Annotated in this window: 10 protein-coding genes; 8 read left to right on the forward strand and 2 right to left on the reverse strand. The window is 65.1% G+C overall.

Going from position 1 to position 14189, the window contains the following annotated elements:
* The first annotated feature begins 1 nt into the window (after nucleotide 1).
* Entirely contained in the window at nucleotides 2-961 is a 960-nt protein-coding gene (locus tag J2Y55_RS07685) for an aminoglycoside phosphotransferase family protein (protein ID WP_310150136.1), read from the forward strand.
* 32 nt (nucleotides 962-993) lie between these two features.
* Here J2Y55_RS07685 and pdxR read toward each other — a convergent pair whose 3' ends face one another.
* Nucleotides 994-2406, reverse strand: a complete 1413-nt coding sequence (gene pdxR / locus J2Y55_RS07690; RefSeq protein WP_404978842.1) for a MocR-like pyridoxine biosynthesis transcription factor PdxR — start codon at nucleotides 2404-2406, stop codon at nucleotides 994-996.
* A gap of 70 nt (nucleotides 2407-2476) precedes the next feature.
* Here pdxR and J2Y55_RS07695 point away from each other — a divergent pair, with 70 nt between their 5' ends.
* Nucleotides 2477-3208 (forward strand): pyridoxamine 5'-phosphate oxidase family protein, encoded by a 732-nt coding sequence (locus J2Y55_RS07695; RefSeq protein WP_310150142.1) that lies wholly within the window; start codon nucleotides 2477-2479, stop codon nucleotides 3206-3208.
* A 119-nt stretch (nucleotides 3209-3327) separates the two neighbouring features.
* Nucleotides 3328-4242, forward strand: a complete 915-nt coding sequence (locus J2Y55_RS07700; protein WP_310150145.1) for a DMT family transporter — start codon at nucleotides 3328-3330, stop codon at nucleotides 4240-4242.
* Nucleotides 4243-4283: 41 nt separating this feature from the next.
* On the opposite strand, the gene J2Y55_RS07705 is transcribed toward J2Y55_RS07700, so the two are convergent.
* A complete protein-coding gene (locus J2Y55_RS07705; protein ID WP_310150148.1) occupies nucleotides 4284-5723 on the reverse strand; it encodes an MFS transporter in 1440 nt (479 codons plus the stop codon).
* Nucleotides 5724-6041: 318 nt separating this feature from the next.
* On the opposite strand from J2Y55_RS07705, the gene guaB reads away from it, so the two are divergent.
* The 5 genes from guaB to J2Y55_RS07730 all read left to right on the forward strand — a co-directional run bounded on the left by guaB (nucleotide 6042) and on the right by J2Y55_RS07730 (nucleotide 14023).
* Nucleotides 6042-7535, forward strand: coding sequence for an IMP dehydrogenase (gene guaB / locus J2Y55_RS07710; protein ID WP_310150151.1), 1494 nt, complete (start codon nucleotides 6042-6044; stop codon nucleotides 7533-7535).
* A gap of 180 nt (nucleotides 7536-7715) precedes the next feature.
* Entirely contained in the window at nucleotides 7716-8126 is a 411-nt protein-coding gene (locus J2Y55_RS07715; protein ID WP_310150153.1) for an MAPEG family protein, read from the forward strand.
* Nucleotides 8127-8333: 207 nt separating this feature from the next.
* Entirely contained in the window at nucleotides 8334-9575 is a 1242-nt protein-coding gene (locus J2Y55_RS07720; protein WP_310150156.1) for an efflux RND transporter periplasmic adaptor subunit, read from the forward strand.
* Entirely contained in the window at nucleotides 9575-12718 is a 3144-nt protein-coding gene (locus J2Y55_RS07725; protein ID WP_310150159.1) for an efflux RND transporter permease subunit, read from the forward strand. The genes J2Y55_RS07720 and J2Y55_RS07725 overlap by 1 nt, the downstream gene beginning before the upstream one ends.
* 294 nt (nucleotides 12719-13012) lie before the next feature.
* Nucleotides 13013-14023: a DUF2865 domain-containing protein gene (locus tag J2Y55_RS07730; protein WP_310150163.1), complete on the forward strand. Its 1011-nt coding sequence runs from the start codon at nucleotides 13013-13015 to the stop codon at nucleotides 14021-14023.
* Nucleotides 14024-14189: the final 166 nt, after the last annotated feature.

A 14189-nucleotide genomic window follows, 5' to 3' on the forward strand; every position in this document is an offset into this window, starting at 1 on the left:
GATGACGGGCCTGCCCTTGTTGGAGACCGGCCAGGCTTTCGCGGCCTGGCGTACGGACACGGCACGCTGGTTGCCGGCAGCGCTCGACATCGCGCGCAGCCATGGCTTGCCTGCGGACAATCCTCATATCTTTGCCACCGGCACCAATCTCGTCCTGGGTCTTGGCCCGGATCTGGTCCTGAAGATCTTTCCCCCGGCCCTCAGGAGCCAGTTCGTCTCCGAGCGCGTCACGCTGAAACAATTGCGCGGGCGGCTCGATATCCCCACGCCCGAGATCGTCCTCGAAGGCGAGCGGGATCAGTGGCCTTATCTCGTAATGACCCGCCTCAGTGGCACGCTTGGCTCGGAAGTCTGGCCACTTTTGACGGAAAGCTGGAAGGAGATCGTTCTCCGTCAGATCGGGGAGACGATCGCTCAGGTCCAGCGAGCGCCGATCGGCGAGCTCGCTCTCCTCGAACCCGGCTGGGCCGAGTTCATGTCTAGGCAGATCGCCGGCTGCCGGGCGCGCCAGATTCGCTTGGGATTGCCGGAGAAATACTGGGACGAGCTCGACGCATTGATAGCCGCCGCCCCGGCCCTGATCCCGATGAGTGCTGTCCCCGTCATCCTGACCGGCGAATATATCCCCGAGAATTTCCTGCTCGAGCCCGACGGTGATGGCTGGCGGCTCGCCGGCCTCTTCGATTTCGGCGATGTCCTCGCCGGCTGGCGCGAATATGATCTTCTGGGCCCAAGCGCCTTCATGACCGAGGGACGACCAGGCCGCGTGCGCAGCCTGCTGCAGGGTTTTGGCTATGCGCCGACCGAAATCGACCCGGCCCTGACGCGGCGATTATTGACGCTGACCTTCCTGCATCGCGCCAGCGATCCCATGAGCAAGATCGCCATTCCCGGCTGGCACGAAAAGGCGGCGACGCTGGCCGAGCTCGAACACATGCTGTGGCCGCTCGACGCGATCTAGCCGCGCGCCCGATGTTTCCAGCCAAGGCCACGTCACCTGAGGAGCGCATTGAGCCTGGCCGCCGCAGCGCGCAATTCGCCATCCGCAAATCCTGAAAATCCCAGGACCAGCCCCTGCTGCGGTTGAGCCGTCACGAACATCGACGACAGCGCCCGCGCGCCCACGCTTGCAGCCTTGGCGGCCGCGACGATCTCGACGTCGGAGCGCGTGGATGTGAGCTTCGCCACCAGATGCAGCCCCTGCTCCGGCACGGTCACATCCAGAACGCCCGCGCGGCAAGCCCGAAGTCCCGCTACCAGCGCATCGCGTGCCGCATGGACCCGCCTGCGGCTGCGCCGCAGATGCGCGGCGAAATGGCCCTCGTTCAGCAAATCCGCCAGCGCGCCCTCGGCCAGGCTGGGGGGATGCCTGTCCGTGCGAGCGCGCAACTCGAGCACGGCATCGAGCAGCGGCTCCGGTACGACGGCGTAGCCGACCCGCAACCCTGGAAACAGCACTTTCGAGAAGGTGCCGAGATAGGCGACGCGGCCTGCGGCATCCATGCCTTGCAAGGCGGTGAGCGGCGGCCCGGCATAGCGGAACTCGCTGTCGTAATCGTCCTCGATGATCCAGGCCTCGTTGCGCCGCGCCCAGTCGATCAGGGCCAGGCGGCGGCGCATCGTCATCGTGATGCCAAGCGGAAACTGATGCGAGGGCGTGACGTAGACGGCCCGCGCCCCTGGGCACAGCGCCTCACCGAGAACGGGGTCCAGCCCCTCGGAATCGACGGGTACGCCGACGACATGGCCGCCGGAATTGGCCAGCGCCGCATGCGCCATCGGATAACAGGGATCCTCGATCCAGACCGCATCGCCCGGGCGGATCGCGGCGCGGATCAGCAGATCGAGCCCCTGCTGGGAGCCCGAGGTCACGATGATCTGCTCCGCATCGCAGCGGACGCCCCGCGCCAAGCGGAGATAAGCGGCAATGGCTTGGCGAAGCGCGAGCCCGCCGCGCGGATCGCCATAGTGGAAATGCTCCGGGCCTGGCCGCGCCAGACTCCTGGCAAGCAGGCTCCGGAACACCCGCAGCGTCCGGGCATCGGGCGTCGCCACTCCGAGCGCGCAAGGCAAAGACGGCGCAAATGGCAGCCCCGGTGCGCGCTCCTTGCTGGTTGTCAACGGCAGATGCGGGACTTGCGCTGCGACGAAGGTTCCAGCGCCGACCCTGGCCTCGGCGAAACCATCGGCCGTCAGCATCTCGAAGGCCGCGACCGCCGAAGCGCGCGAGAGGCCAAAACGCCGGGCGAGGTCACGCGTCGTCGGCAGCTTGGCTCCGGCCGGCACGACTCCGGCTTCGATCAATCGCCTGATGGCCGCGTAGAGCTCCCTGGTGCGGGGCCCCTCACCTGGCAGCACGGGCATGAGCGCCGACCAATCAGGCAAATTGGTTGTCATTTTCAACACGGGATTGGTTCTTTTGTGAGCCAATATCATGCCGCAGATTGCACAGGCACGACAGAAGGATGCAACTGCGGTGACCGACGCTCAGATCGACGAAGCCTTCCCCATCACCGGCCGCAACCGGGTGAAGCGCCTGCATGAACGCGGCAGCTACGACCGGAGCGCCGTCTTCGCGATCCTCGATGCCGGGCTTCTGTGTCACGTCGCCTATGTGCTCGACGGCCAGCCCTATTGCACGCCGACGATTCACTGGCGCGAGGACGATGTCCTCTACTGGCATGGCTCCTCGGCCAGCCGCATGCTGCGCCATCTGCGCGCGGGAACGCCGGCCTGCCTGACCGTCTCTCATCTCGACGGACTCGTGCTGGCCCGCTCGGGCTTCAATCATTCCGCCAATTACCGCTCGGCGATCTGCTTCGGCACGGCCCGGATCATCGACGACCCCGAGGAGAAGGCGCACGCGCTCCTGGGCGTCGTCAATCGCTTCTATCCCGACCGGGCCGAGACGTTGCGTCAGACCAGCACGCAGGAGACCAAGGCCACGATGGTCATCGGGATGCGGATCGAGGAGGCCTCCGCCAAGGCCCGAGCCAAGGGCGTCGGCGACGATGAGGAGGACTATGGTCACCCCGTCTGGGCAGGCGTGATCCCGGTCAAAACAGTCATCGGCGCCGAAGAGCCCTGCCCGCGATTGCTGCCGGGCCTCGCGCGGCCGGAGAGCCTGTCAGCCTACCGCGAAGGCGCGCGGCTGGATGAAGCGCTCAGGGAGACCCAGCGTCTCTATGAGCGCGAACCCGAGCATTAGCGTATGGCTGTAATTTCCTGAGGCATGCAGTCGGCGCGACGCAGTGTTCGCCGCCTCGAACCCCCCTGACAGAACGGCGCCAGGAGCCTGCTAGAACTTTCCCAGGCAGGGGGAAGGCGATGCATCAGGACAAGGATAAATGGCTCGGCACGCTGCTGATCGTGGCTTCGGCGATCGCCTACAGCTTGTCGGGCTATTTCACGCGCCTGGTCGAACACAATGTCTGGACCATATTGTTCTGGCGCGGAATCTTCGGCGGCGTGTTCTTGGGCGCCTATATCGCATGGCGTCACCGGCGTGATTTGCTGGGTTCCGTCCGTGCGATGGGATGGCCCGGGCTGTGGGTCATGCTCCTGTCGGCCACCGCCACGATCTGCTTCATCAATGCTCTGCGGCTGACTCCAGTTGCCGATGTCATGACGATCCACGCCGCGATCCCCTTCATGACAGCCGTTCTTGCACTCGTCATCGCCGGCGAGAAGGAGGATTGGACGACGTGGGCGGCGAGCATTGCAGCGCTTGCCGGGGTTGCGATCATCGTGAACCCTCAGGCATCGGCCGGTCATCTCACGGGCTACGCCTTCGCGATGGGGATGGCGCTGTCATACGCCGCGGTGATGGTGGTCATCCGTAAGAACCGGCATGTCTCCATGCTGCCGGCGGCCTGCCTGTCGGCCTTCCTCTGCACATTGGTCGCCTTGCCCTTCGCAAGTCCCGCTCACGTCACGGCGACAAGCCTGTTCGACCTGTTCTTGTTCGGCACCGTCCAATTCGGCTTGGGCCTGCTGCTCATGACGACCGGCACGCGCCTGATTTCAGCAACACGGTCCGCACTGATCGGCAGCATGGAAAACCCGCTCGCACCGCTATGGGTTTGGCTGGCCTTCAGCGAGCGGCCGTCCTTGTCCGCCTGGATCGGGGGCAGCATCGTCATGGCCGCCGTCATCGTCGATGTTCTCGTCAAATCGACGCGAAAGCGGGATCCTGCTCGAGATGGCGAACAGGCGCTTCCCTCACCACGGCTTTCGCAGTGATCCGCCCGGCTTGGACAGCAGCACCGGCCTTTTAAAACCGCTCACTCCAGCGGCTTCTGATCCGCGATCGCCTCCGCCGTCGCCCTGCGTGCGCTGAACGGGGCGTGGCCCGAGACCTCCGCACCGGCGTCGGGCGCGAGCCGCACCATCCAGAACACCGACGAGGCGGAGACTAGCCCGACCAGCGCGAAGGCCGGCCAGAAATCGCCCGCTCCCAGCGCTTTGCCGCCATTGAAGGCGTTGGCCGTCTCCAGCGCGAAGGCGCCGATGGTGACGCCGACGCTCAACGACAATTGCTGGGCGACACTGGAGAAGCTGGTCGCGCTCGACATCTCGCGATTGGAGACGTCGGCATAGCTCAGTGCGTTGATGCCGGTGAATTGCAGCGAACGGAAGCAGCCGCCGATCAGCAGGACCGAGAGCATCAGCCAATGCGGCGTCAGCGGTGTGAACAGGCCCGACGCCGCCAGGAAGGCCGCGCCGAACAGCGCGTTGACCGCCAACACGTTGCGGAAGCCGAAGCGCGCCAGGATCGTCTTGGCGAGCGTCTTCATGATCAGCGCACCAGCAGCCGAGGCGAAGGTGATCAGCCCCGATTGCAAGGCGTCGAGGCCGAAGCCGAGCTGCAGCATCAGCGGCAGCAGGAAGGGAATGGCACCAATGCCGGTGCGGAAGATCGAGCCGCCGACCACGCCGATGCGGAAGGTCGGAATCCGCAGCAGCGCCAGGTTGAGCACGGGATAGGCGACGTTGCGCGCATGGAACCAATAGGCGGTCAGCGCCGCGATGCCGGCTGCAACACAGGCATAGGAGACCGCCTCCGGCACCAGATGGCGCCCGCCCGTGGCCAGGCCGAGCATCAGGCTGGCAAAGCCGAAGGAAGACAGAATGAAGCCGCGAATGTCGAGCGGCGCGACATCCTCCTCGCGGATATCCTCGAAGAACAGGCTCGACAGCACGATGCCGACGAGGCCGATCGGAATGTTGATGAAGAAGATCCAGCGCCAGTCGAAATAGGTGGTGATGAAGCCGCCCAGCGGCGGCCCAACGACGGGACCGACCAGCGCCGGCACGGTGAGATAGGCAAGCGCGCTGACGAGCTCCGATTTCTCGACGCTGCGCAGGATGACGAGCCGGCCGACCGGCACCATCATCGCCCCGCCCATGCCCTGGATGAAGCGCGCCCCGACGAAGGCCCCGAGCGAATTCGACAAGGCGCACAGCACCGAGCCGACCATGAAGACGCAGAGCGCCGCCCGGAAGACCGTGCGCGCACCATAGCGGTCAGCCATCCAGCCCGAAATCGGGATGAAGACGGCGAGGCTGACGAGATAGGAGGTCAGCGCCAGCTTCAGCGCGATCGGATCCTCGCCCAGCGATTGCGCGATTACCGGCAGCGAGGTCGCGATCACCGTGGAGTCGGTGTTCTCCATGAACAGCGCACAAGCGACGATCAGGGGCAGGAGCTTGGCGCGCTGCATCAAGACGGAAGACCCTCAGGAGGAGGCCGGACGATTGGGGAACCATATGGAGCAGAACGCAACGGAAACATAGCTCCCGCGGAGCCGGATTGGTGGGAAGCCGAATTGCTTTCAGGTCATAACGGCGCGCGCGGCCACGGTGGCCGCAGGGCCTCCACTGACGACGACGCATCGCTGCCTTGCGTCGTCGTCCGGGTGTTTTTCAACAACGGCCCTAGCGGCGGCGTCACACGCATGATAACGGGCCTCGTCAACCCGATCACGGCTCCCCCGCCAGATCTTGAAAACAGGCCGCTCGAACCGGCCCCGGAGTTGACGATGGCATTCCCGACTGACGGCCTCATTCGCGACGGTTTGACCTTTGATGACGTGTTGCTTGAACCCGGCCCGTCCGAGGTCATGCCGGCCGACGTCGATATCTCGACCAAGCTCACCAAGACGATATCGCTGAACCTGCCGATCATCGCCTCAGCCATGGACACGGTGACGGAAGCCAGGATGGCGATCGCGATGGCGCAGGCCGGCGGCCTCGGCGTCATCCATCGCAATCTCGAGGCCGACCAGCAGGCCGCCCAGGTCCGCCTCGTCAAGAAGTTCGAATCGGGGATGATCGCCAATCCGATCACGATCTATCCCGACGAAACGCTCGCCGACGCGCTCGGATTGATGAAGCAGAACGGCATCTCCGGCATTCCGGTGGTCGAGCGCGGGCCGCAGGGCCACAAGGGCAAGCTCGTCGGCATCCTGACCAATCGCGATGTCCGCTTCGCTGCCAACCCTGAGCAGCCCGTCGCCGAACTGATGACGAAGGACCGGCTGATCACGGTGCGCGAGGGCGTCGATCAGAACGAGGCGCGCCGCCTCCTCCACCAGTTCCGGATCGAGAAGCTCCTGGTCGTCGACGACCATTATCGCTGCATCGGCCTGATCACCGTCAAGGATATGGAGAAGCAGGTCGCCCACCCCAACGCTGCCAAGGATTCGCATGGCCGCCTCCTGGTCGCCGCGGCGACGACGACCGGTGATCTCGGCTTCGAGCGCTCGGAGCTGCTGATCGACGCGGGTGTCGACATCATCGTCGTCGACACCGCCCATGGCCATTCCGCCAAGGTGCTGCAGGCGGTGACACGGGTGAAGAAGCTCTCCAACGCCGTGCAGATCATCGCAGGTAACGTCGCCACCGCCGGCGGCGCCCAGGCGCTGATCGACGCCGGCGCGGATGCGATCAAGGTTGGCATTGGTCCGGGCTCGATCTGCACCACCCGCATCGTCGCCGGCGTCGGCGTGCCCCAGCTCACCGCTGTGATGGACGCCGCCTCCGCCGCGCAAAAGCTGGGCATCCCGGTCATCGCCGATGGCGGAATCAAATACTCAGGCGATCTCGCCAAGGCATTGGCGGCAGGGGCTTCCTGCGCCATGGTCGGCTCACTGCTGGCGGGCACCGACGAGACGCCGGGCGAAGCCTTCCTCTATCAGGGCCGCTCCTACAAATCCTATCGCGGCATGGGCTCGGTCGGTGCGATGGCGCGGGGCTCGGCCGACCGCTACTTCCAGCAGGACATCAAAGACGCGCTCAAGCTCGTGCCCGAGGGTATCGAGGGCCAGGTCGCCTATAAGGGCCCGGTCTCCAGCGTTCTGCACCAGCTCGCCGGGGGCTTGCGCGCCGCCATGGGCTATGTCGGCGGCAAGGATCTCGCCGATTATCAGGCCAAGGCCCGCTTCATCCGCATCACCAGCGCGGGCCTGCGCGAGAGCCATGTCCACGACGTCACGATCGTGCGCGAGAGCCCGAACTACCCGACCCGTTCTTGAGCGTAAGAGCAGGATGCGAAAAAGTGGGAACCGGTTTTTTGCATAGATCCTGCTCTCAACTCCCAGATGAGAGACGGGTTCAGATTTCAGCTGGGATCTCTCTGTGATCCCAGCTGAAATCATCCGGCTCCAGCACAGCCTGTGCCGTAGTCTCATGAAAGCCGGGAACGGGAGCGCGCGATGACGTTGAAACTGGTCTACCCGACATTGGCGATGATCTTGTGGATCTTCGTCGTGCTCGTCATCGTCTTCCTGCGCCGCCAGGCCGCCTTCAAGAGCAAGCAGGTGCGCCTGACCGACGTAGCGGTCTCGACCGAGGGCTATCCCGAGCCCGCCCGGCTGGCGGCGGCGAACTTCTCGAACCAGTTCGAGACGCCGGTCGTCTTTTTCGCGCTGATCATGCTGGCGATGGAGGTCGGCGCGAGCGGCTATGCGATGGCTGGGTTGGCCTGGGCCTTCGTCGCCACCCGCATCGTCCATACACTGATCCATGTCGGCTCGAACGCATTGAAGCCGCGCTCCGTCGTATACGCGCTCGGCGTGCTGATCCTGTTCCTGATGTGGATCGGGGTGGTGCTGGCAGTCGTCTGAGACGACGCACGCCAGAGGCGATTCGCGAGCCTGATATATCCCGCTTGGACGTCTGTCACATCCTCGCTACATGCCGCGATAAACCGTGTTTATAGCTTGCGCCCCTGACCCAGCGTCGGCATGCTAAATGCTTGCGGCGGTAACGGTTTGGGGACAACCGTTTGGTTGGGTTCAGAGGCTCGTCCTCCCTCTGGCGCAAGGCATGACATGGCAGTTCTGACTTTCGGGCGCGTGGCTTTTCTGGCCGTCGTAGGCGCTGTAGGCGCAGGCGCGGGTTTTCACTACGCCGGCAAGCCGGTGCCATGGCCTCTCGACAAGATACCTTACGGCAAGGTCATACCACCTCTGGCCGAAACCGCGCAGCCGGCGCAGCGTGCAGCAGCCCCGCAACGGCCGCCCGTGACGATCGTCACCGCCAAGGCCGAGCGGATGCCGATGCCCGTGCGGCTTGACGCCATCGGCACGGTGCAGACGCTGTCGGCCGTTACGGTGCGCTCCCGCGTCGAAAGCCAGATCATGGAGGTCGGCTTCAAGGACGGCGATTACGTCAAGAAGGGTGACCTGCTCTTCCGGCTCGATTCCCGCCAGCTCGAAACGCAACTCAGGCAAGCCGAGGCGAATGTCGTACGCGACAAGGCCTCGCTGGTCTCTGCCGAGGCCGATCTGCGCCGCGCCGAGGAACTCGCCAAGCGCGACTTCGCCACCGACCAGCGGCTCGAGACGGCGCGCGCCGCGGCCGCGACCTTGCGGGCCTCGATCCTCGGGGGTGAGGCTGCGGTCGACGGGCTGAAAGTCCAGCTCACCTACTACACCGTCGTCTCGCCGGTTTCGGGCCGCATCGGCGTCGCAGCGCTGAAGGAAGGTAACATCGCCAAGGTCGGCGATACCTCCGGAGCCTTGGCGACGATCAACCAGATCGACCCGATCTATGCCACTTTCGCCCTGCCACAGCGCTATCTGCCGGCGATCCGCGCTGCGATGAAAGCCGACACCGCCACGGTGCTGGCAACGCAGCAGGGCGTCGCCAAGGGTGTCGAGGGCAAGATCGCTGTCGTCGACAACACGGTCGACGCCACCACCGGAACGATCCAGCTGCGCGCCATCTTCGACAATGCAGCCGAGGCGCTCTGGCCGGGCGCGCTCTGCCAGGTCCGCGTCACCTTGCGCGTCGAGCCGGATGCGCTGACCGTGCCGCGCGAGGCGGTCCAGAACGGCCAGAACGGCCCCTTCGTCTTCGTCATCGAGGATAACGTCGCCAAAGCGCGCACCGTCGTGCTCGACCGCACCGTCGACGGGCGCGTCGTGCTCGCCTCGGGCCTGAAGGGCGGCGAGACAATCGTGGTCGACGGCGCGCTGCTGCTGACCGATGGCGTCCGCACGATCGAGCGCAATCGCGGCGGCCAGCAAGTGCCTAGCAACCAGACCTCTCAGCGCGGGAGTGCCGGCTGATGAACCTGCCCGAGGCCTGCATTCGTCGTCCGGTGATGACGACGTTGATCATGGCGACCTTCCTGATCTTCGGCTTCTTCGCCTTCAAGCAATTGCCGGTCGCGGCGCTGCCGCGCGTCGATTTCCCGACCATCAATGTCAGCGCCCGCATGCCGGGCGCATCGCCTGAGACGATGGCCTCCTCGATCGCGGCTCCGCTCGAGCGTGAATTCGCCTCGATCTCGGGCATCACCTCGATGTCCTCGGTCTCGCAGCAGGGCTCGACCTCGATCACGCTGCAATTCGACCTCAACCGCAATATCGACGGCGCTGCGCTCGACGTGCAGGCGGCGCTGAGCGCAACCGCCCGGCGCCTGCCGCCGGAACTGCCGACACCGCCGAGCTTCAGGAAGGTCAATCCGGCCGATACGCCGATCCTGTTCATGGTGCTGACATCGGCGACCAAGCCGCTCTATGAGGTCCATGAATTCGGCGAGAACGTGCTGCAGCAGCAGATTTCGCAGCTCAACGGCGTCGCCCAGGTCAACATCTTCGGCGCGCAGAAATACGCCGTGCGCGTCAAGATCAATCCCGATGCGGTCTCCTCGCGCGGCCTTGCGCTCTCGGATGTGCGTACCGCCATCGCTGCCGCCAACTCCAATTCGCCGGTCGGCACGCTGAACGGCGAGAACCAGCGCCTGACATTGGGCGCAACCGGCCAGATGGAGCGCGCCGCCGAATACGGCAATCTGATCGTCGCCCAGAAGAACGGCGTGCCGATCCGGCTCGAGGACCTCGCGACCGTCTATGACTCGGTCGAGAACGACCAGACCGCGAGCTGGTACAATGGCCAGCGCTCGATCCTGCTCGCCGTCTATCGCCAGTCCGACGCCAATACCGTCGATGTCGTCGACAGCATCAAAGCCCGGATCGAGAGCTATCGCTCACAGCTGCCCGCCGCGATCGAGCTGCACGCGCTGAACGACCGCTCGATCCCGATCCGCGAAGCGGTCGAGGACGTCGAGTTCTCGCTCGTCGTCGCGATCGCGCTCGTCATCATGGTGATCTTCCTGTTCCTGAAGAGCCTTGCGGCAACCGTGATCCCGACGCTGGCCCTGCCGATTTCGCTGATCGGCACGTTCGCGATCATGTACGCGCTCGGCTATTCGCTCGACAACATCTCGCTGCTCGCGCTGACTTTGGCCGTCGGCTTCGTCGTCGACGACGCCATCGTCATGCTGGAGAACATCATCCGGCATATTGAGATGGGCAAGAAGCCGTTCCAGGCGGCGCTCGACGGCTCGCGCGAGATCGGCTTCACCATCCTGTCCATCACCATCTCGCTGGTGGCGGTGTTCATCCCGGTCTTCTTCATGGGTGGCGTCGTCGGCAAGGTCTTCGCCGAGTTCGCTGGCACGATCGCCGCCTCGATCATCGTCTCAGGCTTCGTCTCGCTGACGCTGACGCCGATGCTGTGCGCCCGCTTCCTCAAGGCGCATGACCACCACAAGAAGCCCAACATCGTCGAGCGGGTCTTCGAGGCCGGCTTCCAGGCGATGCTCGACGCCTATCGCTGGACGCTGGACTGGGTTCTCAAGGCTCGCGTCCTGATGCTGATCTTCACGCTCGGCACCGTCTGGGTCTCGGCGACGCTCTACACCTCGATCCCGAAGGGCTTCTTCCCGACCGAGGACACCGGCCTGCTGCGCGCCTCGACCGAAGGGCCCCCCGACACCTCCTTCGAGGCCATGGCCGAGCGCCAGCAGCGGGTCTCGGCCATCGTCAAGGCCGATCCCGCAGTCGACTATCTGAACGCCAATATCGGCGGTTTCAACGCCACCAGCAACGGCTTCATGTTCATCTCGCTGAAACCCAAGGAGGAGCGCGACAAGGCGGAGGTGGTCATCGCCAGGCTCAGGCGCGCAACCGCCGAGGTGCCCGGCATCACCGCCGTGTTCCAGCAGGTCCAGAACATCAACCTGAACGCCGGGCGCTCCTCGCGCGCGCAATATCTCTATTCGCTGCAGGGGCCGGATCTGAACCAGATCTTCACCTACGCACCGATGATGCAGCAGCGGCTCGCGCAGATCCCGCAATTGCGCGACGCCAATATCGACCTGCAATTGCGCAACCCGCAGCTCTCGATCGACATCGACCGCGAGCGCGCCGCCAGCCTTGGCATCACCAGCGACCAGATCCGGCAGGCGCTGGGCAACGCCTTCGGCTCGCGCCAGATCGCGACGATCTTCACCCCGGCGACCGACTATCAGGTCATCATGGAGGCCGACCGCATCTACCAGCAGGACCCAGGCGTGCTCTCTCGCCTGCAGCTCAAGGCCGCGAACGGCCTCAACGTGCCGCTGGAATCGGTCGCGACGATCAAGCCGAGCGTCGGGCCGCTGGCGGTCAACCGCATCTCGCAGCAGCCGGCGGTGACGATCTCGTTCAACACCGCGCCGGGCATCTCGCTCGGCGACGCGGTCAACGCCATCCGGGCGGCCGAACGCGACGTCAACCTGCCTCCCACCATCGTCACCAGCTTCGCCGGCTCCGCTCAGCTCTTCCAGGATGCGCTGAAGGGCCAGGGCCTGCTGATCTTCGCCGCGATCCTGGTGATCTACATCATCCTCGGGATTCTCTACGAGAGCTTCATCCACCCGATCACGATCCTGTCCGGCCTGCCCTCGGCCGGCCTCGGCGCCCTGCTCGCGCTGGAATATTTCGGCATGGACCTGTCGGTGATCGCGATCATCGGCATCCTGATGCTCGTCGGCATCGTCAAGAAGAACGCGATCATGATGGTCGACTTCGCGATCGAGCGGCGCAAGATGGGCGACGACGCGCTCAGTGCCATCCGCGAGGCGGCGCTGGTGCGCTTCCGGCCGATCATGATGACGAGCTTCGCGGCGATCTTCGGTGTGCTGCCGATCGCGCTCGGCCATGGCGCCGGAGCCGAATTGCGCCAGCCCCTCGGCATCGCCGTCGTCGGCGGCCTGATGGTCTCGCAATTGCTGACGCTCTACATCACCCCCGTCGTCTATTTTTATCTCGACAAGGTCGACAGCTGGCTCTCGGGCCGCGATCGGCGGGAGAGCCAGCAGGACATGCTCGTACCTGGGGTCCCCGTGGCGGTGCCGCAGGCCGTTCACAAGCCGGAGCTCTGAAGCAAAAGGGCGATATTCGCTCCTGTTTGCCTGTTCCACGGTCCAAAGGGCGCGCTGCGTTAAGCATCGCGCCCTTTTTCCGTGAGCTGAGCCGCAGCGGCGTTGAAGCTTAACAAAAAGTAAACTACACCCATTCGGCGGCGGACGAGTAAACAAGCGTAGGATGGAGTCGACGCGATGTTGCGTGTCCGTGAAGTTCCGGCGGGAGGTTTTTCCCGCAGTGAAAGTCTTGTCGCCGCAAGCACCGCCGCGCCATCTGCGTCACGGGGCAACCGTGCGACCAGGCTCATCGCGATGACGGGGCTGGGCCTGGCGCTCGGCGCGGGCGGCGCGATCTTCACAATCTCTCTTGTCCAGGCCGAGGACGACGCGGGCGCCCGCACTTTTCTGCTGCAGGAAGGCGCCAATCGCCGCGCTGCGCAACGGGTTGCCTCGGCGCCCGCCGCGCCGACCGCCTACGCGCCGTCTCGCGGCCGCTGGGAATTGCCGCTCTGGCGCACGCAGGCCGATGGGCGCATCGCCCACCCTACGGTCAGCCTCAACCCGTTCCGGCCGCATGACGCGCCCGCGGGCCTGGCGGAGCGCCAGCACGCCAAGACACAGCCGGCCAGGACACAGCAGGTCAAGACTCGGCAAGCGGTCCGGCTCGATACTGTCTCCGGCGCGGCCGATGTCGCCCGCACCATCTGCGTGCGTATGTGCGACGGCTTCCATGCGCCCATCGGCTATCTGCGCAACCAGTCCGACATGAAGGCGCATGAGGCGCTCTGCCAGGCGATGAATCCCGGCATCCCCGTCAAGGTCTTCCGGGTCGCCGCGGGCGCTGCGACCATCGAGGAAGCCCAGGCCGCCGACGGCAAGCGCTATTCCGCCCTGCCCGTCGCCCATGGCCATGAGACCTCGGCCGATCCCGCTTGCCGGCCCGCGATCGTCCAGGCCGGAGAGCGCCGGGTCTCGCTCTTGCGCGATTTCACCCTGCGTCCCGGCGACAGCGTCGTGCTTGACGGCAAGGTCCGCACCTTCATGGGCGGCTCGCGCTGGCCCTACAGCACCAGCGACTTCCGCGATTTCCGCAAGGCCTCCGAGCTCAGCAAGGGCCAGCGCCAGCAGATCGACGAACGCGTCGGCATCTCGCGCATGGAGGCGCAGGCGCGCGGCCTGCGCCGGCAGATGCTCCTGCGCGAGGCCAGCCTGCATGACGACAGCGTCGTCAGCGACGCGGTACCCCTGCGCGGCACGCTCGATCCGACCGCACGGGGGCAGGCCCGCATCATCCCGATCGCCATATTCCCGACGCAGCCATGATCCTGGCCCCGCTAAAAAAGCGGCAGGTTGGGCCAGTCCTGCATTCTTTAGAATTACCCTAATGTAATGCTAGATTAGAACGCCTTCAAGTCTCTGATCTTGCTCCATTTTTTGTTGACGCAACGCCAACCGATCACTACCCCTCCCGGCCTCAAGCCCCAGAAGC

This window comes from Allobosea sp. BE125, from assembly GCF_031456075.1.
GTDB lineage: Bacteria > Pseudomonadota > Alphaproteobacteria > Rhizobiales > Beijerinckiaceae > Allobosea.